Source organism: Cellulomonas sp. HD19AZ1 (assembly GCF_004535805.1).
GTDB classification, from domain to species: Bacteria; Actinomycetota; Actinomycetes; order Actinomycetales; family Cellulomonadaceae; genus Cellulomonas; species Cellulomonas iranensis.
In genome coordinates this window covers 199,340-219,217 of record NZ_SPHX01000003.1, presented here as the reverse complement: position 1 = coordinate 219,217, position 19,878 = coordinate 199,340, and the positions used below count along the sequence as shown (strand labels likewise).

Here is a 19,878-nt window from a genome sequence, read left to right as displayed (position 1 = left end):
TCCGGCGACGCGGCGCACGAGATGCGACGCGCTTCGATACGAGACTGTATGCGATACGGGACCGTATGCGATACACGACTGTATCCAAGCGCTAGGATCGACGCCGGACCTGTGAGAGCCCGACGACCCCACGACGCCCCGGGAGGTGGCCCATGACCGACGCACCCGTCGACGTCGCCGCCGACCCGGCCGTGTCGCGCCGCCGGCAGCACACCCGCGAGCGCCTGCTCGACGCCGCGTTCGGCCTGTTCGCCGAGGAGGGCGTCGACGCGACGTCCATCGAGGCCGTGTGCGAGCGCGCGGGCTTCACGCGCGGCGCGTTCTACTCCAACTTCGAGAGCAAGCACGAGCTGCTGCTCGCGCTCGCGGCCCGCGAGCACCGCCGCCGCATCGCCGAGCTGCGCGACGCGCTCGCGGTCGCGCAGGCCACGTGCGCCGCGGGTGCCGAGCTCGACCTGCAGGACATCTCGTCGTTCCTCGAGATCCTGCTCGAGCGCATCTCGCACGACCGGCGGTGGCGCGTCATCAACGCCGAGCTCACGCTGCTCGCGATGCGGCACCCCGAGATCGCGCGCCGGCACCACGACCTCGACCGGCAGATGTCGGACGAGGTCGCCGACGAGATCGAGCTGCTCATGCCACGCCTCGGCCGGCGCCTCGTGCTGCCCGCCCGCCAGCTGCTGCGGCTGCTCGCGGCCGGCTACATGGCGGACCTCGAGGCCGCCGACCTGTCGGCCGACCCCGAGCCCGCGGCCCGCGCGCGCGCCGACGCGGCCGCGTGGCTGCCGATCGTCGCGGACCGGCTGACCGAGCCCCTCTGACCCCGCGGGCCGTCCGTCGTCTTCCAGGCTCGGCGTGCCCTGCGCGGGCCGAGGGGCGCGCCGCCGGGCGTCAGGGCGGGTAGGCCGCCGCCAGTGCCGCGTGCCGTGCGCGCGTGAGCGGGACCACGACGCCGTGCTTGGTGTCGGGCGGCAGCGAGAACCCCGGCACCTCGCGCCAGTCGCCCGACGCGAGGTCGTCGGTGCGCAGCGCGAGGTAGCCCTGCGGCCGCACCGAGTACTGGTCGACCCACAGGTACCAGGTGCCGTCGCGGTGGTCGCGGAAGACCAGCGGCGCCTCGACGTGCGCGTACCGGTCGTCGGCGAGCCGCGCGGCGACGACCTCGAAGTCGTCGGCGTCGAGCGCCGAGCCCGCCTCGTGGAACAGCCTGAGCGACCCGGGCGCGTCGGCGTCCTGCTTGGAGAAGCGGTGCACGCGCCCGTCGGGCGCGAGCGCGGCGGGCACCACGGTCGTGTCGATGACGCCCGTGCCGTGGTCGATGAGCACGCGCGCGGGGGTGACGGTACGGAAGTCGCGCGTGCGGGCCACGAGCACGCGCGGGTACGACGCCGCGGCGTGGTGCACGTCGTCGGGCGGGTACAGCGACGACGAGAACGTCACCGCGAACTCGCGCGTCGCCGGGTCGTACGTCGCCTCGGGGGCCCACGCCATGCCCGCCACGGGCGGCGCGACCTCGAGCAGCCACGGTTCCGACCAGCGCACGAGGTCGGTCGAGCGCCACACCACGAGGCTGCGGCTGCCGTGCCGGGTCCACGCGTCCCACCCCGCGTCGTCGCCGCCGTAGATGCGCAGGTCCGTCGCGAGCAGGAACCACTCGCCGTCGCCAGCGACGAGGTGCGGGTCGCGCACGCCCGTCGTGCCCAGCGTCGACGTCAGGACGGGGCGGCTGCCGTTCGCGCGGTACCAGCGCAGCGGGTCGTCGCCCTCGGACAACGAGAAGTAGATGCGCTCGCCGTACCCGTCGGGGTCCTCGACGTGGTGCACCAGCAGGTAGCCGTACGGCTCGTCCACCAGGGCCTCCGGGGTGACTGGATCGCGCTCTCGCGGTTCAAGAGGGGGGGCGGGCCGCCCTCCCCGGGGTCGGGGAGGGCGGCCGGGTCGTCGTCGGACGACCGTGGTCAGACGACCGTCGCGGTGCCCGACAGCGCGGTCCAGGACTCGGGCGCGAGGCGCACGGTCGTGGTGCCGGTCGCGCTCGCGGTCACGGGGGCCGCGTCGAGCGTCGTCACGTGCTCGGCGGCGACCTTCGCGGCGTGCGCGGGGCCGTGCACGGCGGGCTCGTGGTCGGCCGTGACCTGCGTGCCGCCGCCCAGCGTGAGCGCGACGCCGGGGTGCCGCAGCTCGACCTCGACGGCCTCGGCGGTGCGGTTGACGAGGAACACGCCGAGCTCGCCGGCGTCGGGCTCGCCCGCCCACGTGACCGCGGCGGTGACCGTCGGGACGTCGCCGTGGCGCGCCGTCGTGTACGTCGGGGCCTGCACGCGCACGTCGAGCACGTCGCCCTGCGCGAGGCGCGTCGTGGCCGCGAACGGGTGGTAGGTGGGCTGCTTCCACGCCTCGCCGCCCGGCTCGGTCATGATCGGCGCGATGACGTTGACGAGCTGCGCGAGGCACGCGACGGGCACGCGGTCCGCGTGGTTGAGCAGCGTGACCATGAGGTCGCCCAGGACCACGGCGTCGAGGCCCGAGTAGACGTCCTCGATGATGCGCGCGGGCTGGTGCTGCAGCGGCAGGTTCGACTCGCCCGGGAACCGCGTCTCGAGGTACCAGACGTTCCACTCGTCGAACGAGATGGTGATCTGCTTGTCCGAGCGCTTGCGCGCGCCGACGGCGTCGGCCGACGCGACGACGCGGCGGATGAAGCGGTCCATGCTGGTCCCGGAGCCGAGGAACGACGCGCGGTCGCCGTCGTGCTCCTCGTAGTACGCGTGCATCGAGATGTGGTCGACCAGGTCGTACGTGTACGACAGGACGGTCTGCTCCCACTCGCCGAACGTGTCCATGGTCATGGACGACGACCCGCACGCGACGAGCTCGATGGTCGGGTCGACGAGCTTCATGGCCTTGCCGGCCTCGGCGGCGAGCTTGCCGTACTCGTGCGCGTCCTTGTGGCCGATCTGCCACGGGCCGTCCATCTCGTTGCCGAGGCACCACAGCTTGACGCCGTACGGCTCGGTGCGGCCGTTGGCGATGCGCAGGTCGGCCCAGCGCGAGCCGGCGACGCCGTTGCAGTACTCGACGAGCGCCGCGGCCTCGGCGACGCCGCGCGTGCCCAGGTTGACGGCCATCATCGGCTCGATGCCCTCGCGCTCGGCCCACTGCAGGAACTCGTCGGTGCCGATGAGGTTGGGCTCGACCGTGCGCCACGCGAGGTCGATGAACGGCTTGCGCTGCTCGACGGGCCCGACGCCGTCCTCCCACACGTAGTTGGAGACGAAGTTGCCGCCCGGGTAGCGCACCACGGTGACGCCGAGCTCGCGCGTGAGGTCGGCGACGTCGCGGCGGAAGCCGTGCTCGTCGGCGGTCGCGTGGTCGGGCTCGTAGATGCCCGTGTAGACCGCGCGGCCGAGGTGCTCGACGAACGAGCCGAAGAGGCGGCGGTCGAGCGTGCCGGTGCGGAAGTCGGGGTGCAGCAGGACGGTGGCGTGCGCGGTCATCGGTGCTCCGGGGTCGGTCCGCGGCGCCGACGCACGGGTGCTCGGGGCGCGCGGGATTTCACAACGTTGTAAACCCGCCCAGCATACCCGCCCCGGGCACCCGCCCACCGGGACCCGCGCGGAACCGTTCCGGCGTCGGAACTGGCCAGAGAGGTGACCAGCTCCGACGGCTCGCCGCCGAGACGTGACTGGTTCCGCGGCGCCCGCCGGCACCGGGCGGTTCAGGGGCGGGGTGGTGGCGTCAGGATCTGGTGGCGGGCGGTCGTGACGGCCGTCAGGAGGTCGCGCTCCGACTCGGTGTGACGGCGCAGGTCGGCACGGCCCGACAGGGCCTGCTGCCGCAGGAACGCGAGCGACGTCGCGTCGCGCTGGAACCGGCGCATCGCGTCCGCCGCCGCCGGACCACCCGTGCGGGCCGCCCAGCCGACGGCTGTGCTGCGCCGCGGCAGCGACGCGAGCATCTCGACCTCGTGCGGCGCGAACCACCCGGCGTAGCCGTACTCGGTGAGGCGGCGCCGGATCACCTCGGACTCCTGACGGCGCAGCCACACCGCGATCCCGACGACCCCCGCGAACAGCGGCACCTGCACGACCGCGAACACCGCGAGGTACGCGTCGCCCGCCGCGAGGTTGGTGGCGTTCCACAGCCCGTGGCCGATCATCGCGGCGAGCAGACCGAGCGGGAGCAGCCACCACGCCGCCCCCCGGTGCCGCGACCGGGCCGCGAGCCCCAGCGCCGCGCCCGTGCACGCCGTGAACAGCAGGTGCGCGAACGGCGTCGCGAGACCGCGCATGACGAACGTGCCGGCCAGCGCCTCGCCCGCACGCCCGAAGTACAGGACGTTCTCGGTGAACGCGAAGCCCGCCGCGACGACCCCCGCGTACACGATCCCGTCGACCACGCCGTCGAAGTAGCGCCGCCGCGCGAGGAACAGCACGAGGACGCCCGCGCCCTTGGCGGCCTCCTCGACGATCGGCGCCGACACCAGGGCGGCCGCACCGGCGCCGGCCTGCAGGTCGCCCGTCGCGCTGGCGACCGTCCAGAGCGTCAGGTCGTTGACGACGAGCGACACGAGCACCGCGACACCCGCGCCCCACAGCAGCCCGAACGCGAGCGCGCCGAGCGGCTCGGGCTCCCAGCGGTCGAGCCACCGGATGCCGGCCAGCACCACCGCGAGCGGCACGAGCGCGAGCACCGTCCCGACGACGCCCGCCGCGACGCCGACCTCCACGAGCACGAGCCCGAGCGCGGCGAGCGCGCCGACCGCGAGCAGTGCGACGAGCAGCAGCCCGAGCACGTCGCGGGTCGTGGTGCTGCGCCGCGGGGGCACCCACTGCGGCGGGACCGCCCCGGGCGGTGCGGCCGGGCGCGAGGGGTCGTGGAGGCTCACGCGCACACACTAGGCGCGGCGCGGCGCGCCCGGCTCGGTGCGCGCAGGGCCCGTCGCTCGTGGCGACGCGGCCGACGGTGCGCTCACGGCACGTCGTCGTCCCGGTAGGTGCGCGGGACCGCGGCGGCGACCCGGCTCACGACCTCGTAGGCGATGGTCCCGGCGCTCGCGGCCCAGTGCGCGGCCGTGGGCACGCCGCCCGCACCGGGCGGGCCGAAGAGCGTCACGACGTCCCCGGGGGCGTCGCGGGCACCGGGCCCGAGGTCGACGACGAGCTGGTCCATGCAGATCCGCCCGACGACCGGGGCCGCGCGGCCGCCGACGTGCACGCGGGCCGGCCCGCGACCGTCGGTGGACGCGTGGCGCGGCACCCCGTCGGCGTAACCCAGCGGCACGAGCCCGAGCACCGTGCGGCGCGTGGTCCGGTGCTCGCTGCCGTACGACACCGTGGTCCCGGCCGGCACCGTCCGCACCGCCGCGAGGCGGCTGCGCAGCGTCATGGCGGGCGTCAGCATGCTCGCGCGCGGGTCGCCGGGCGGCAGCGGCGACAGGCCGTAGACGGCGAGGCCGGGGCGCACGAGGTCGTAGTGCAGGCGCGGGTCCGTGAGCGTGCCCGCCGACGCGGCGACGTGCCGCAGCGGCACCTCGATCCCCACGCCTCGCAGCACGTCGGTCGCGTCCTCGAACCGCGCGACCTGGTCGTGGGTGGCGGGGTGCCCGGGGGTGTCGGCGCATGCGAGGTGCGTCCACAGTCCGACGACCTCGACGTGACCGGCCCCGGCCAGGGACGCGGCGCGGCGGGCGAGCGACGCGAGCTGGTCCGCGCCGACGCCGTTGCGGCCCATGCCCGTGTCGACCTTGAGGTGGACGCGCGCGACCCTGCCGGTGTTCCGCGCGGCGGCGGCGGCCTCCTCGAGCGCCCACGGTGCGCCCACGGACACGTCGACCTCGGCGGCGAGCAGGCGCGCGAAGGGCGCGCTGGGCGTGTGCAGCCAGGTCAGGACGCGGGCGTCGGCGGGGCGCAGCTCGGTGCGCAGGCGCAGCGCGTCGGACGCGCGCGCGACGCCGAACCAGGTCGTGCCCGCGGCGAGCGCGGCGCGCGCGACGGGGAGCAGGCCGTGCCCGTAGGCGTCGGCCTTGAGCACGGCCATGACCTGCGCGCGGCCGGCGGCGGTCCGCAGCACCCGCAGGTTGTGGCGGATCGCGGCGAGGTCGACGACGGCTGCCGACTCCGGCTCGTCGTCGCCGGCCGACGGGGTCGGGGTTCGGGTCGTCGTCGCGACGTCAGCGGCGGTCACGCGTCGCCCCCGGCCAGTACACGCTGTCGGGGACGGCCCGGGCGCCGAAGATCGCCTGCCCGACGCGCACGCACGTGGCGCCCTCCTCGACGGCGATCTCGTAGTCGCCCGACATGCCCATGGACAGCTCGCCCGGGCCGACGAGGTCGGGGTCGGTGTCGCGTGCGCGGTCGCGCAGGGTCCGCAGCAGCGCGAAGCACTCGCGGACCCGCGCGGGGTCGTCGCTCAGGACGGCCAGCGTCATGAGGCCGCGCACCCGCAGGTGCGGGTAGGCGGGCAGCGCGGCGAGGAACGCGGGCAGCTCGTCGGGTGGCAGCCCGAACTTCGAGTCCTCGGCGGACGTGTTGACCTGGACGTGGACGTCGAGCGTGCGGCCGGCTGCCGCGAGTCGGCGGTCGAGCGCCTCGGCGACGCGCAGCCGGTCGAGGGCCTGGAGCTCGGACGCCCAGGTGGCGACCTCGCGCGCCTTGTTGGTCTGCAGGTGGCCGATCACCGACCAGCGGACGTCGAGGTCCGCGAGGGCGTGGCGCTTGCGCGCGGCCTCCTGGACCTTGTTCTCGCCGAGCTCGCGGCACCCCGCCTGCACGGCGAGGCGGAGGCGGTCCTCGGGGACGGTCTTGCTGACGGGCAGGAGCCGGACCTCGTCGGGGGACCGCCCGGCGCGCTCGGCCGCGGCGGCGATGCGGGACCGCACGCGGGCGACGGCGCGGCCCAGGCCGCCGACGTCGTGCGCCGTCGGGTAGCGCTCCGCGGGCGTCACGGCGGCGATGTTTGGCATAGGCCAAACGCTAACATAGGCTCAGGCTGAACCGGGAGGTGCCGCGTGGACGTGACGATCGACGGCCGGACGGCGGGCGACATCGCCGCGAGCGTGCGCGCGCTCGTCGACGGCGGAGCGCTCGCCCCGGGCGACCCGCTGCCCCCCGTGCGGACGCTCGCCGCGCAGCTCGGCGTCAACCGCAACACCGTGGTCGCCGCGTACCGGCAGCTCGCCCAGGCCGGCGCGGTCGTCACGCGCGGGCGGGCCGGCACCCGCGTCGCCGGCGCCGACCACCTGCCCGAGGAGGGCTTCGCGCGGGACGCCGTGCTGCGCGACGTCGGCAGCGGCAACCCCGACCCGCGGCTGCTCCCCGACCCGGCCGCCGTGCGCGTGCCGCCCGCGGCGCCGGTCCTCTACGGGCAGTCGACGCTCGACCCCGCGCTCGCCACCTGGGCCACCGACCACGTCACGGCGGACTGCCCGCGCGAGCTGCGCGTCTCGGTGACCGGCGGCGCCGTCGACGGCGTCGAGCGGCTGCTCGCCACGACCCTCGCGCCGGGGGACCTCGTCGCGCTCGAGGACCCGTGCTACCTCACGAGCATCAGCACGGTCCGGCGGGCCGGCTACCTGCCGGTCCCCGTGACCGTCGACGCGGAGGGCATGACCGTCGACGGGCTGCGCGCCGCGCTGACGGCCGGGGCCCGTGCGGTCGTCTGCACGCCGCGCGCCCACAACCCCACGGGCGCGAGCCTGAGCGAGCGGCGGGCCGCCGCGCTGCGCCGCGTCCTCGCGCCGCACCCGAACGTCCTCGTCGTCGAGGACGACCACTTCTCGCTGCTGTCCCGGTCGCCGTACCGCAGCGTCGTCGGCCCGCGGCACGCCCGGTGGGCGGTCGTGCGCTCGGTCTCGAAGTTCCTCGGGCCCGACCTGCGGCTCGCCTACGTCGCGTCCGACCCCGAGACCGCCGAGCGCCTCGCCGCGCGGCTCGGCCCCGGCACCACGTGGGTCAGCCACCTGCTGCAGCGCACGGCCGCGGCGCTGCTCACGGACCCCGCGACGCACGACCTGCTCGCCAGGGCGCGCGACCGCTACGCGCACCGCAACGCGGCCTTCGTCGACCTGCTCGCCTCCCGCGGCCTCGCCGCGACGGCGCCGGACGGCCTCAACGTGTGGGTCGCGCTGCCCGCCCCGTCGTCCGACGTGACCGCGCGGCTCATGCGCCGCGGGTGGCTCGCGCGCGACGGCGCGGACTTCGCGCTCGAGCGCCGCGTCCCGCGCGCTCCCCACCTGCGGCTGACCGTCCACGACCTCGACGACGACGACGCGGTCCGGCTCGCCGACGACCTCGCCGCCGCGACGCGACCCGCGGGCCGGCCCTCCCGCTGAGCCGGGGACCTCCCGCGTCCCTGCGTGCCCGCCGGGGAGGACCCAGGTCTCGCCGGCGCCCGCGTCCGGCGTCGTAGGGTGACCGCGGCCCGTGCTCAGGTCGCCGGGCCACGACGACGGGGTGGTGGCATGAACGAGGTCGAGCGCGAGGTCCGGGCACGGATGCGCGCCCAGGGGCTCTACAACGACGAGGGCCCGGGGCTCGAGGCGCTGGTCGAGGAGCGGCAGCGCGCCAAGGAGCTCACGTGGCGCTTCAACATGATGAACCCGACGGACGTCGCGGGCCGCCAGGCGCTCGCGCGCGAGCTGTTCGGACCCATGGGCGAGCGCGTGTGGATCGAGGCGCCGCTGCAGGTGTCGTACGGGTACAACGTGTCGTTCGGCGACGACGTGTTCGTCAACGTGGGCTTCACGCTCGTCGACGACATCGAGGTGACGATCGGCTCGCGCGTGATGATCGCGCCGAACGTGACGATCACCGTCACGGGCCACCCGGTGCACCCGCAGCTGCGCGCGGAGATGGAGCAGTTCTCGGCGCCCGTCGTCATCGAGGACGACGTGTGGCTCGGCGCGCACGTCGTCGTGCTGCCGGGCGTGACGATCGGCGCGGGCTCGATCGTCGCGGCGGGCAGCGTCGTGACGAAGAACGTGCCGGCGGGCGTCGTCGTGGGCGGCGTGCCCGCGCGCGTGCTGCGCCCGATCACCGACGCGGACCGTGAGTTCGCCTACCGCGCGCCGGGCACGCTGGCCTGACGGGGGGCGCCCGCGCGGGCGCCCGGCCCCGGGTCGGGCGCCCGCGCCGCGAGTCTGCGGGCGGCGCGCCGGTCGAGCTCGGCGTTGACGACCCCGCCGGTGAGGATGACGATCGCCGACACCCACAGCCACAGCACCGCCGCGAGCAGCGCGCCCAGCACCTGCGCGGCGACCTGCACGAGCCGCCCGCCGTCGACGTCGGGCCCGGACGGCCCCGCGACCTGCAGGTAGACCGCGAACGCGGCGGCCACGAGCACCAGGCCGACCGTGCCGACGAGCGCGCCGGGCACAGCCCGTCGCCACGTGGTGCCGCGCGGCAGGTTCGGCCCGTAGCGGTACAGCAGCGTCAGGTAGGCGCCCGCGACGAGCACGACGACGGGCCAGCGTGCGAGCGCCCACACCGTGCCGAACGCGTCGCCCAGCCCGAGGCGCTGCGCGATCTCGTCGCCACCGCCGAGCAGCGGCCCGACGACGACGAGCACGAGCACCGTGACCAGGGTGACGAGCCCCCCGAGCGCGAGCGCGAGCCCCAGCACGACCTGCGCGACGACGCCGCGCCGCTCGGGCACCGTGTAGGCGTCGTCGAGCGCGCGGATCGCCGCGCGGAACATGCGGCTCGCGAGCCACAGCGTCAGCAGCACCGACCCGATCGCGAACCCCGTGCGCTCCTCGCGCAGCAGACCGCGTACCAGCGGGACGAGCGCCTCCTGCGCGACGTCGTCGGCCAGCACGTGCGACACGGCCCCGACCACGGCGTCCTCGACCTGCGCGACGCGCTCGGGGTCGGTGAGCCGCTCGAGGTACCCGAGCGACGCGCCCAGCGCGGTGACGAGCGGCACGGCCGAGATCAGCGCGAAGTACGTCATCTCGGCGGCCAGGCCCGTGATGCGCACGTCGACGACGCGGCGCACGCACCGCACGACGAACGGCAGCACGTCGAGCCGACCGACCCGCACGGGGTGCCGGTGGGCCCACGCCTCCACGCGGTCGAGCGCGGTGCGCCCGTCGCGCCCGGGCAGCCGCGCGCGCACGTGCGGGACGGCGTGCGCCACGCCCAGCACGGCGGCCGGGGCGACCACCGCGACGGCGACGAGCACGAGCCACGCGGGTGCGCGCTCCGCCGTGGCCGCCGCGACCGCACCCCACGCGGCCAGGCCCGCCGCGAGCGCCACGAGCGTCGTCGTGGCCACCGCGAGCGCCGACGCCGCGGCCGACGCGCGCCGGCACGCGGCCGCCCCCAGCACCGCGAGCGCGGCGACGGCGACGAGCAGCACGGGGTCTCCGGGAGGGTCGGGGGCGTCCCGGCATCGTAGGCGCGGCGGGGTGCGTGGGCGTGCGGGGCGTGCGCCGTGCCGCGTCGGACGGGCGCCCGGAGCCGGACGCGCACCGCCCCGGTGACCAGAGGGGTGGTCACCGGGGCGGTGGGTGCGCGGCGCGGGCCGCGCGGTGCGGAGCCTGTCAGCCCCGCAGGCGGGCCCGACGTCGCAGGGCCACGGCCGCCGCGCCGCCGAGGACGAGCGCGAGCCCGACCCCGAGCGCGACGCCGACGTTCGCGCCGGTCGTCGCGAGCGGTCGCGAGGCGCTCGTCGGCGTGGTCGTGCCGGTCGCGCCGCCGTCCGTCGACCCGCCGGTGGACCCCCCACCGGTCGAGCCGCCGTCCGTCCCGCCCGCCGCGGTGACCGTGAGCGTGGCCGACGCCGAGTACGCGCCGCCGAACTCGTTGGCCGCGTAGACGCGGAACTGCGCGCCCGAGTCGGCCAGACGGGCCGGCACCGTGAGCGTGGTGCCGTCGGCGAGCGCCGCGGCGCGCGCCGTGCTCACCGTGCGCGCGTCACCGCTCGCGTCGGCGACGTCGGTCCACGTGCCGTCCACGAGCTGCTGCCACGTCACCGACGGCGCCGGGGACCCCGTGACCGCGACGGTGAACGTCGCGTCGGTGCCGTCGACGGCCGTGGTGTCGGCCGGGTCGGTCGTGACCCACGCGACAGCCCCCGCGTCGGAGCGGTCGCCGGCCTGCTGGTCGGCGACGAACGACGCGACCCACGACAGCGCCGAGTTCCAGTTGACCGTGATCTCGTTGGTCGACCAGGACTGGATGTTGTCGACGTAGCAGAGCTGCGGCGCGCACATGTGCTCCGGGTTGTACAGACCCTGGATGATCGGGTCCCACGTGCCGACGTCCGAGTTGGGGCCGCCGGCCACCGACCCGCGGGGCGGGTTGGGCAGCGACTCCGTCAGGGAGTGCGAGAACCACCGGCTGTGCTGGTTCTTCGAGAACACCGTGCCGTAGCCCGTGACGTACGACTGGTTGAGCGCGTTGCGGCCCATCAGGTAGTCCATGGACTCGACGACGGCGTCGGCGAACCGCTGGTCGCTCGTGAGGTCGAACGCCGTGCCGAGCACCACCTGGTTGTTGAGGACCGCGGAGTTCGAGCCCCACTCGTACACGCCGTCGGCGTTGCCCGAGTACGCCGTGCCGAACGGCTCGGCGGCCTGCCGCGACAGGTACAGCTCGGCGCCGTCGACGACGGACTGCCGGATCGCGGTGCGGCCCGGGATCGCGGACTCGACCGTGGCGAGGTCCATGCGGCCCAGCGCCGCGACGTCGCCCCAGAAGAAGCCGCCCTTCGTGAACAGGTCGGCCGTGTGGTACTCGTTCGCGAGCACCGCGTCCTGGTAGACCTGCTCACCCGTGGTCAGGTAGAGCTCGGCGGCGGCCCAGTAGAACTCGTCCTGGACCTCGTCGTCGTCGTACGGGCCGCCACCCGGGCTGGGGTCGGCGTTGGGGGCCGGCTGCAGCAGGTCGGGGTGCGCGACGGCCGCGTCGTACGCCACGCGGCCCGCGGCGAGCAGGTCGGCGGCGAACTCGGGGTCGTACTGCTCCCACAGGCGTGCGCCCTGCGCCGCGACGGCCGCGAAGTTGAGCGTCGCCGCGGTCGACGGGCGGTGCAGCCGGCGGGGCTGCGGGTCGTCGGCGGGCAGCAGCGGCAGGCCCGTCCAGTCCACGTCGTGCACCTTGTGGTGGACCATGCCGGCGAGCGGCTGCCCGGCCGGCACCTGCATGCGCATCATCCACTCGAGCTCCCAGCGGGCCTCGTCCAGCGGGTCCGGGACGCCGTTGGTCTGCTCGTCGCGCGGGATGTCGAGGCTGCCGTCGCCGAGCGGCGCGGCGTCACCCGTGGGTGAGGTCAGCGCGCGCTCGTACGTGCTGAGCACCTGCGCGACCGCGATGCCGCCGTTGACGACGTACTTGCCGTGGTCGCCGGCGTCGTACCAGCCGCCGACCACGTCGAGCGTGTAGTCGCACGTCCAGTCGCCGTAGAGGCCCTGCGCCTCCTCGGGCGTGATGCAGGGGACCGCGTAGTCGCCCTGGTTGGGCGTCGCGTCGCCCGGGCGGCCGACGTGGCCGGCCTCGCGGCTGTACGCCTCGTCGCCCATGATCGAGCCGTCGATCGCGATGCCGCTGCGGGCCGGGTAGAAGTAGTTCAGCGCGTCGTGGCGCAGGTCCTGGTAGAGGTCCGCGCCGATGGCGAACGGGTGGCTCGTGTCGTCGTCGGCCGTGAGCGTGTAGGTGCCCGGGGTCGTGACGTCGTCGAACTCGATCTCGTGCACGTTGACGCCGGCGGTCGGGTCGACGCCGCGGGGCGTCGTCGTCCCGGACGCCACGACGGTCGACCCGGAGGTCAGCCGCCACTCGACGGGGTCGGTCGCCTCGGTGACGAGCGTCGCGCGCTTGGGGCCCGCGGGCAGGTAGCCGACCTGGTTGACGCGCACGCGGGGCCCGGTCTCGGGCTCGTAGGCGGGCGGCGCCTCGGTGGTCTCGACGAACGACACGTCGTTGACGCAGAACGTGTACGGCGTCGCGCGGCGGCCGAGCTCGACCTGGATCCGGCCGAACGCCGCGGCGGGGTCGGCGCTGAAGGACGCGTTGGCCGTGAACGGGAACGTGAAGGTGCGCGGCTCGGACGTGAGCGACGCGCTCGCGTCGAGCACGCGGTGCCACGGGTCGCCGTACTGGCCGACGAGCACGTTGACGTCGGTCGACGCGTCGCCCGCGCCGGGCACGTACGCCGTGAGCTCGAGCACGTAGTTGCGGCCCTCGGTGACCTCGACGTACTTGCGCTCGAGGCCGGCCTCGTAGGCGGCCGCGTAGCCGCCGCGCAGGTCGATGCAGGCGCCCTGGCCGTCGGCGCTCGCGCGGGCCGTGCCCGCACCGGCGCCGGGGGCGTCGTAGAGGTCGAAGTCGCCGGTGTCGCCGCCCGCGAACGAGTGGACGATGCGCGTGCCCGACGTCATCGAGAAGTTGTCGACGCAGAACGTGTAGGGCGCCGCCTGGCCGCCCAGCTGGAACGAGATCTGCCCGGTGCCCGTGGTCCAGTCGTCGGCGACCGGCGAGTCGGGGTTGCCGGGCCGCGTGGGCCAGTCGGCGGGCGTGAACGTGAACTCGACGCGCTGCGGCGTGTCGGTGCCGTCGAGCACGACCTGGTGGCCGAACGCCGCGGGGTACCCGAGGCCGCCCTGCATCGGGATCGTGACGGGCGCCGACGCGCGTGCGTCGAACGAGACGGTGTACGTGGTGCCGCGGTCGTACGTCACGTCGTCGTGCTGGAGCGCGCTGTCCCACGGGTTGACGCCGCCCTCGGCGGTCGCGCACAGCTCGCCGTCCGTGACGCCGGAGGTGACCGTCCCGGCGTTCGCGTACGAGATCCAGCCCTGCGCGTCGCCGTCGGCGAAGTCGTGCACGCCGGAGACGGGGGCTCCGGTCGCGGTCGACGCGAGCGCGGGCAGCAGGAGCAGGGCGGCCGACGTGGCGCCGGCGAGCCATCGGGTGCGCCGCCGTCGGCGCGGGGCGTGAGAGGGAACCACGGTGTCTCCGGGGGGACGTGCGCTCCGGCGGGCGGCGCGCGGGCTGGTCGGGCGGGCGGACTGCGAACTGCGGACTGGAAGCGCTTCCACGCTCCGGCGGACGGGGCGACCTGGTCGCCGGGCGGTGGGTCAGGGGGCGGTCGGGGGTGGTGCTTCGCGGTCGCGGCGAGCGGGTCGTGCGGTGCCGGGTGGCGTCGGGACCCCCTCGTCGCGGGCCGGCGGCGGCGTCGCAGCGGTGCGGGCGCCGAGCCGGTCGGACTGGACGCGCTTCCAGTCCGGTTCCCGATGGTCTGACGCCGGCCGTCGGCGTGTCAAGGTCGTCGCGCTGCTCATCACCCTGACGGGCGGTGGTGCGCGCGCACGCCGTGACAGGGAGCGCTGCCCGTCGTGACGGGTGCACGACGCGTCCGGTGGTAGCCTCGCGCCGACCACCACGCCGCGAGGGGGCACCGATGACAGGGCGGACCGGACGGGCTCCGACCCTCGACGAGGTGGCCGAGCGGGCCGGCGTCTCACGGTCGGCGGCGTCGCGCGTCATCAACAACGCGAACCACGTCAGCCCCGCCACCCGGCGCGCCGTCGAGCGGGCCGTCCGTGACCTGGGGTACGTGCCCAACGTGACGGCCCAGGCGCTCGCGCGGCAGCGCGTCGGCGCCGTCGTCCTCGCCGCGTCGCACGACAACGCCGAGCTGTTCGGCGACCCGTTCTTCGGTCAGGTCATCGTCGGCGTGACGTCCGCGCTCGAGAACGCCGACCTCGACCTCAAGCTCCTGCTGTGCCACTCGGAGCGGGGCCACGACCGCGTGCGTCGCATGCTGCGGCGACCGCGCGCGGACGGCGTCATGGTCATGGCGCTGCGGGGTGACGACCCGCTGCAGCGCATGGTCGAGGAGTCCGGGCTGCCGGCCGTGTACGGCGGGCGTCCGCTGCACGGGCAGCCCGCGTGGTACGTCGACGTCGACAACCGCGGGGGCGGCCGGAGCGCCGCCGAGCACCTCGTGGGCCTGGGGCGACGGCGGGTCGCGTCGATCGCGGGGCCCACCGACTCGCACGCGGCCGTCGCGCGGCAGGACGGCGTGGCCGACGCGCTGTCGGCGGCGCGCCTCGACCCGACGCTCGTCGAGCACGCCGACTTCACGCGCGACGGCGGTGCGCGCGCCATGGAGCGGCTCCTCGAGCGGGCCCCCGACCTCGACGCGGTCGCGGTCGCGTCGGACAACATGGCGGTCGGCGCCGTCCAGGTGCTCCGGCGCGGCGGGCGCCGCGTCCCGCAGGACGTGGCCGTCGTCGGGTACGACGACCTCCCGGTCGCGCAGCTGGCCCAGCCCGCGCTGACCACCGTGCAGCAGCCGATCCGCGCGCTCGGGTACGAGATGGCGCGCCTGCTGCTCGCGGTCGTGGCGGGCGAGGAGCCGAGCTCGCTGCTGCTGCCGACGCGCCTGGTGGTGCGCGACTCGGCGCCCGTCGCCGTGCCCGCGCACGGGGCGTGACGCGGGCGGCGTCCACCGCGACGTCAATGCTCAGCATGCTGAGGGATTCGGCCGTAGCCTGGGCGCCATGACGTCCGACCATCCCGACGCCCCGCCGGCCCGGCCCGCGCAGGTCCGCCCCGCGCGCCGGGCCGCCCACCCCTCCGGCCACCGCGCGGGGCTAGCCGTCCGCGCGCTCGTCGGCCTCGCGCTCGTCGCCGCACCCGCGTGGGTCGCGGCGACCGCCGGGGGAGTCGTCGTCCACCAGCACGCGAGCCTCGGCGTGCTCCTCGTGTCGTCCGCCGTCGCGGGCGTGTGCGTGCTGCTGCGGGTCGTCGCGCTCGCGCACCGCCCGGCGCGGCCGGGGCGCCGCGGCGCCCGCCGCGTGGTCGTCGGCCTCGGCGCGGGCCTCGGGTACCTCGTGCTCGCGGTGCTCGCGGTCGCCGCCGCGTGGCTGCGCCCGTTCGGCGCCACCGACGCCGCGCTCGCCGCCCTGCGGCCCGACGCGACCGTCGACGTGCAGGAGCACGCCGGCTGGTACGCGTTCGTCCCGCGCGGCACGTCCCCCACGACCGGCCTCGTGTACTCGCCCGGTGCGCGCGTCGACGTGCGCGCGACCGCCGCCGTGCTGCGCTCCCTCGCCGAGCGGGGCTACCTCGTCGTCGCGCTCAAGGAGCCGCTCGGCATCGCCCTGACCTCGCCGCAGCAGTCCGCCGGCGCGATCGCCGCGTTCCCCGACGTCGCGCGCTGGGCGGTCGGCGGGCACTCGCTCGGCGGCGTCGCCGCGGCGTCCTTCGCCGCCACGCACGACGACGTCGACGGCCTGCTGCTGCACGCGTCGTACCCGCTCGGCGACATGAGCGGGGCCGACCTCGTCGTCGCGTCCGTCTCCGGGTCGCGCGACGGGCTCACGACCCCCGCCGACGTCGACGCGTCACGTGCCCACCTGCCGGCCGGCACGACGTTCACGCAGGTCGACGGCGCCGTCCACGCGTCCTTCGCCGACTACGGGCCGCAGCCGGGCGACGGCGAGCCCGGCGTCCCGCGCGCGCAGGCGCAGGCCGCGATCGTCCGCGCGAGCCTCGACCTGCTCGTCGCGGTGGACCGCGGCTGACCAGCGCGGCGACGCCCCCGACGTGCCGCGTCCCCGCACCGGGTCGATGCTGGGGACAAGGGGGCAGGGCGCGACGACGAGGCGTGCCGCCGCGCCGCCCCACGGCCGACGACGACGGGGGCTCGTCATGTGCACAGGGATCCGCTTCACCGACGCCGAGGGGCACGGCTACCTCGCCCGCAACCTCGACTGGACCACGGGCTACGGCCAGCGCGTCGTGGTCACGCCCACCGGCTACGCGCCGAGGTCGCCGTTCGGCGCGGTGCCGGACGTGCGGCACGCCGTCATCGGCATGGGCATCGTCGAGGAGGGCGTGCCCCTGTACTTCGACTGCGGCAACGACGCCGGGCTCGCCGTCGCGGGCCTCAACTTCCCCGGCTACGCGGACTACGCGCCCGGTCCGCGCGACGGCGCGACCAACGTCGCCGCGTACGAGCTGCCGCTGTGGGTGTGCTCGCAGTTCTCGAGAGTCGACGAGGTCGCCGCGGCCGCGCGGGACATGGTGATCGTGGACAAGCCGATCAACGACCGGTTCCCCAGCTCGATGCTGCACTGGATCGTCGGCGACGCCGACCGCGCGATCGTCCTCGAGCAGACCGCCGACGGCCTGCACGTGCACGACGACGACGTCGACGTGCTGACCAACCAGCCCGGCTTCGGGTGGCACCACGAGAACCTGCGCAACTACCTCAACGCGTCGCCCGCGTTCCCCGAGGAGGTCGTGCTCACGCGCGCGCGGCTGCACCCCTTCGGGTCCGGTGCGCACATGCGCGGCATCCCCGGCGACTACTCCTCGCCGTCGCGGTTCGTGCGCGTCGCGTACGCGCACGCCCACCACCCGGTGCGCGCCACCGAGGAGGAGAACGTCGTGCGCGCGTTCCGCACGCTGCAGCAGGTCCAGATGCTCGACGGCAGCGCCGCGATGGAGTCCGGCGAGTTCGAGACCACGATCTACACGGGCCTGTTCTCGTCCCGGACGTCGACCTACTACTGGTACACGTACGACGACCTGACGATCCGCAGCGTCGCGCTCGCGGACCACGCGCCCGACGGCACCGAGCTGGTCGTGGTGTAGCCGGCGCGGCGCGGGCGCCCGGGCCCGCGCGTCACGCGTCGGCGTACGACTCCACGACGGACAGGTCGAGCGCGAACTCCACCGGGTAGTCGCCGAACAGCAGCCGTCCCGCCTCGTCGGCGGCCGCCCGCACGGCGTCCGCCACCTGCGCGGCGTCCTGCGCGGGGGAGTGCACCACGACCTCGTCGTGCAGGAAGTACGCCAGGTGGGCGCGCCCGTCCCCGATGCCGCGCAGCCGGCGGCGCAGCGACGCGAGCCAGCACAGCGCCCACTCGGCGGCCGTGCCCTGCACGACGAAGTTGCGCGTGAACCGCCCGCGGTCACGGGCCCGGCGCCGCACGTCCCGCACGTCGTCGGCGTCCGCGCCCTCGGCGCCCGCCGCACCCAGCCGGTCGAGGAAACCCGCGCTCGCGGGAGGCGACGTGCGGCCCAGCCACGTCGAGACCACCTCGCCGCGCTCGCCCGCGCGCGCCGCGTCCTCGACCAGCGCGACCGCCTGCGGGTACGCGCGCGTCAGGCGCGGCATGAGCATCGCGCTCGCACCGGTCGTCGCGCCGTAGATCGCCCCCAGCAGCGCGTACTTCGCGTCGGTGCGGGTCGCGACGATCCCCGCGTCGGCGATGCCCTGGTACAGGTCGCTCGCACGCGCGGCGTCGGACATCGCGCGGTCGCCCGACATCGCGGCCAGCACGCGCGGCTCGAGCTGCGCGGCGTCCGCGACGACGAGCCGCCAGCCGGGGTCGGCGTGCGCGGCCGCCCGCAGCGACACCGGCAGCTGCAGCGCACCGCCGCCGTCGGTCGCCCAGCGCCCCGTGACCACGCCCCCGACGACGTACGTGGGCCGGAACCGGCCGTCGTGCACCCACGCGTCGAGCCACGCCCAGCCGTTCGCGCTCAGCAGCCGCGACAGCCGCTTGTACTCCAGCAGCGGCTCGACCACGGGGTGGTCGAGCTCGCGCACCTCCCACTTGCTGGTCGACGCGAGCGAGAACCCCTGGCGGCGCAGCGACGCGAGCAGGTGGGGCTGCGAGTCCGGGTTGAGGCGCGGGTCGTCGAGCAGCGTGCGGACCGTCGCCGCGAGCTCCTCGAGCCGCCGCGGCCGGCCGCCGCCCACGGGCCGCGGCCCGACGAGCGCGGTGAGCAGCGCGTCGTGCCGCACCGGGTCCCACGGCAGGCCGTCGTGCTGCATCTCGGCCGCGACGAGCGCGCCGCTCGACTCGGCCGCGAGCAGCAGCCGCAGCCGCCCGGGAGCGCTCGACCCCGCGACGGCGGCCAGCTGCGCGTGCAGCTCGGCGAGCAGCGCGGCCGCGGACGCCCCCGTGGACGCCTCCGCGGACGCCTCGTCGGGCGTCCCGGCGGTGCCGGTCGTGGGCGCCGACGCGGGCGGGGGCGTCGCGGCGCGCGCGTCGTCCTGCTCGTCGAGCTCGCGCAGCGCGTCGAGCAGGTCGGGCTCGTGGGGCGGCGGCTCGTCGGGCGGCGGCACGTCGAACGGGCCGGGCGGTGCGGCCTGCAGCGACGACCCGGCGGCGGCGCTCGCGTGGCGCAGGATCGCGTGGCACAGCCGCAGGTCGTGGCAGCGCTCGACGCGCACGCCCGCGCGCAGCAGGTCCGGGGCCCAGCGGCGCGTGTCGTCCCACACCCAGCGTGGACGGGACTCGGCCTCGGCGGCGGCGACGGCGTCGACCCACGCGTCGACGCCGACCGTCCGGGCGCCGGTCGGCCGGGCGTCCGCGTCGAGCGACGTCAGCGTGACGGTGCGCGCGGACGCGTCACGGGTGAGCAGGACGGACGCGGGCACGGCTCATCCTCGCGCGGACCACCGACACCGGGCGCCCGGTGCCAGCGGGGGCTCAGCGCGCGAGCGCCGCCCGGACCGCGGCGCCGGGCACCGCGAGCAGCGTCCCGCCGTCGTGCCCGTCGAGCGTCGCGACGAGGTCGGTCGTGTCGGGGTCGATGAGGAGCTGCACGTCGTCGTCGCCGCGCACGACGCCGGGCGTCCGCAGCGCCGCGGTGACGAGGTGGCACGGCCACTGCCGCCGGGTGACGCCGACGTCCTGCAGGAAGTGGACCACCAGGTGCTCGCCGTCGCGGTGCACGGTCGTCGCGACGGTGGCCGCGGTGTGCACGAGCACGCACTCCGCCGACGTCAGCACGGGTGTCGCCCCGGACTCGCGCATGGTTGCCGTCCCTCGGTGGTCGCCGTCGTGGTGGCCCTGCCCCTGCCCGACCGCGGCGGTGGCCGGGTCGCGAGGGACGCTATCCGGCCCCG

15 protein-coding genes are annotated in these 19,878 nt (G+C 76.0%); 6 read left to right on the top strand and 9 right to left on the bottom strand.

Annotated features, from left to right (window positions below; genetic code table 11):
* Positions 1-152 precede the first annotated feature (152 nt).
* Entirely contained in the window at positions 153-821 is a 669-nt protein-coding gene (locus E4A51_RS07200) for a TetR/AcrR family transcriptional regulator (RefSeq protein WP_052748311.1), read from the top strand.
* Positions 822-891: 70 nt separating this feature from the next.
* Here E4A51_RS07200 and E4A51_RS07195 read toward each other — a convergent pair whose 3' ends face one another.
* The 5 genes from E4A51_RS07195 to E4A51_RS07175 form a co-directional block, all read right to left on the bottom strand.
* Positions 892-1,851: a glycoside hydrolase family 43 protein gene (locus E4A51_RS07195; protein WP_134851304.1), complete on the bottom strand. Its 960-nt coding sequence runs from the start codon at positions 1,849-1,851 to the stop codon at positions 892-894.
* Positions 1,852-1,958: 107 nt separating this feature from the next.
* Positions 1,959-3,497 (bottom strand): alpha-N-arabinofuranosidase, encoded by a 1,539-nt coding sequence (locus tag E4A51_RS07190; RefSeq protein ID WP_046529269.1) that lies wholly within the window; start codon positions 3,495-3,497, stop codon positions 1,959-1,961.
* A 221-nt stretch (positions 3,498-3,718) separates the two neighbouring features.
* Entirely contained in the window at positions 3,719-4,888 is a 1,170-nt protein-coding gene (locus tag E4A51_RS07185) for a PrsW family intramembrane metalloprotease (protein WP_134851303.1), read from the bottom strand.
* Positions 4,889-4,971: 83 nt separating this feature from the next.
* The gene (gene alr, locus E4A51_RS07180; RefSeq protein WP_134851302.1) at positions 4,972-6,186 is read right to left on the bottom strand and encodes an alanine racemase; all 1,215 of its coding nucleotides are present in this window, start codon (positions 6,184-6,186) and stop codon (positions 4,972-4,974) included.
* Positions 6,173-6,964: a YggS family pyridoxal phosphate-dependent enzyme gene (locus tag E4A51_RS07175; RefSeq protein WP_134851301.1), complete on the bottom strand. Its 792-nt coding sequence runs from the start codon at positions 6,962-6,964 to the stop codon at positions 6,173-6,175. The genes alr and E4A51_RS07175 overlap by 14 nt, the downstream gene beginning before the upstream one ends.
* A gap of 45 nt (positions 6,965-7,009) precedes the next feature.
* Between E4A51_RS07175 and E4A51_RS07170 the strand changes: the two genes are divergently transcribed.
* Positions 7,010-8,332: an aminotransferase class I/II-fold pyridoxal phosphate-dependent enzyme gene (locus E4A51_RS07170; protein WP_134851300.1), complete on the top strand. Its 1,323-nt coding sequence runs from the start codon at positions 7,010-7,012 to the stop codon at positions 8,330-8,332.
* 129 nt (positions 8,333-8,461) lie between these two features.
* Complete coding sequence (locus tag E4A51_RS07165; protein ID WP_070320537.1) at positions 8,462-9,085, top strand: sugar O-acetyltransferase; 624 nt, start codon at positions 8,462-8,464, stop codon at positions 9,083-9,085.
* Here E4A51_RS07165 and E4A51_RS07160 read toward each other — a convergent pair.
* Together E4A51_RS07160 and E4A51_RS07155 are read right to left on the bottom strand one after the other, a co-directional pair.
* The gene (locus E4A51_RS07160) at positions 9,058-10,359 is read right to left on the bottom strand and encodes a YihY/virulence factor BrkB family protein (protein ID WP_134851299.1); all 1,302 of its coding nucleotides are present in this window, start codon (positions 10,357-10,359) and stop codon (positions 9,058-9,060) included. The two genes, E4A51_RS07165 and E4A51_RS07160, sit on opposite strands and share 28 nt — an antisense overlap.
* 184 nt (positions 10,360-10,543) lie before the next feature.
* Positions 10,544-13,951: a glycoside hydrolase family 9 protein gene (locus E4A51_RS07155; RefSeq protein ID WP_134851298.1), complete on the bottom strand. Its 3,408-nt coding sequence runs from the start codon at positions 13,949-13,951 to the stop codon at positions 10,544-10,546.
* 452 nt (positions 13,952-14,403) lie between these two features.
* On the opposite strand from E4A51_RS07155, the gene E4A51_RS07150 reads away from it, so the two are divergent.
* The 3 genes from E4A51_RS07150 to bsh all read left to right on the top strand — a co-directional run bounded on the left by E4A51_RS07150 (position 14,404) and on the right by bsh (position 17,609).
* Positions 14,404-15,441, top strand: coding sequence for a LacI family DNA-binding transcriptional regulator (locus E4A51_RS07150; RefSeq protein ID WP_134851297.1), 1,038 nt, complete (start codon positions 14,404-14,406; stop codon positions 15,439-15,441).
* Between the two features lie 67 nt (positions 15,442-15,508).
* Positions 15,509-16,534, top strand: a complete 1,026-nt coding sequence (locus E4A51_RS07145) for an alpha/beta hydrolase (RefSeq protein ID WP_134851296.1) — start codon at positions 15,509-15,511, stop codon at positions 16,532-16,534.
* A gap of 127 nt (positions 16,535-16,661) precedes the next feature.
* A complete protein-coding gene (gene bsh, locus E4A51_RS07140; RefSeq protein WP_134851295.1) occupies positions 16,662-17,609 on the top strand; it encodes a choloylglycine hydrolase in 948 nt (315 codons plus the stop codon).
* Between the two features lie 31 nt (positions 17,610-17,640).
* Here the strand turns inward: bsh and E4A51_RS07135 are convergent, their stop codons facing one another.
* Together E4A51_RS07135 and E4A51_RS07130 are read right to left on the bottom strand one after the other, a co-directional pair.
* The gene (locus E4A51_RS07135) at positions 17,641-19,407 is read right to left on the bottom strand and encodes a bifunctional 3'-5' exonuclease/DNA polymerase (RefSeq protein WP_134851294.1); all 1,767 of its coding nucleotides are present in this window, start codon (positions 19,405-19,407) and stop codon (positions 17,641-17,643) included.
* A gap of 52 nt (positions 19,408-19,459) precedes the next feature.
* The gene (locus tag E4A51_RS07130) at positions 19,460-19,786 is read right to left on the bottom strand and encodes a hypothetical protein (RefSeq protein ID WP_046529260.1); all 327 of its coding nucleotides are present in this window, start codon (positions 19,784-19,786) and stop codon (positions 19,460-19,462) included.
* Positions 19,787-19,878: the final 92 nt, after the last annotated feature.

Coding starts and splice junctions, on each gene's coding strand:
- E4A51_RS07200 (WP_052748311.1), top strand. CDS start 153: ATGACCGACGCACCCGTCGACGTCGCCGCCGACCCGGCCGTGTCGCGC.
- E4A51_RS07175 (WP_134851301.1), bottom strand. CDS start 6,964: ATGCCAAACATCGCCGCCGTGACGCCCGCGGAGCGCTACCCGACGGCG.
- E4A51_RS07190 (WP_046529269.1), bottom strand. CDS start 3,497: ATGACCGCGCACGCCACCGTCCTGCTGCACCCCGACTTCCGCACCGGC.
- E4A51_RS07150 (WP_134851297.1), top strand. CDS start 14,404: ATGACAGGGCGGACCGGACGGGCTCCGACCCTCGACGAGGTGGCCGAG.
- E4A51_RS07130 (WP_046529260.1), bottom strand. CDS start 19,786: ATGCGCGAGTCCGGGGCGACACCCGTGCTGACGTCGGCGGAGTGCGTG.
- E4A51_RS07145 (WP_134851296.1), top strand. CDS start 15,509: ATGACGTCCGACCATCCCGACGCCCCGCCGGCCCGGCCCGCGCAGGTC.
- bsh (WP_134851295.1), top strand. CDS start 16,662: ATGTGCACAGGGATCCGCTTCACCGACGCCGAGGGGCACGGCTACCTC.
- E4A51_RS07165 (WP_070320537.1), top strand. CDS start 8,462: ATGAACGAGGTCGAGCGCGAGGTCCGGGCACGGATGCGCGCCCAGGGG.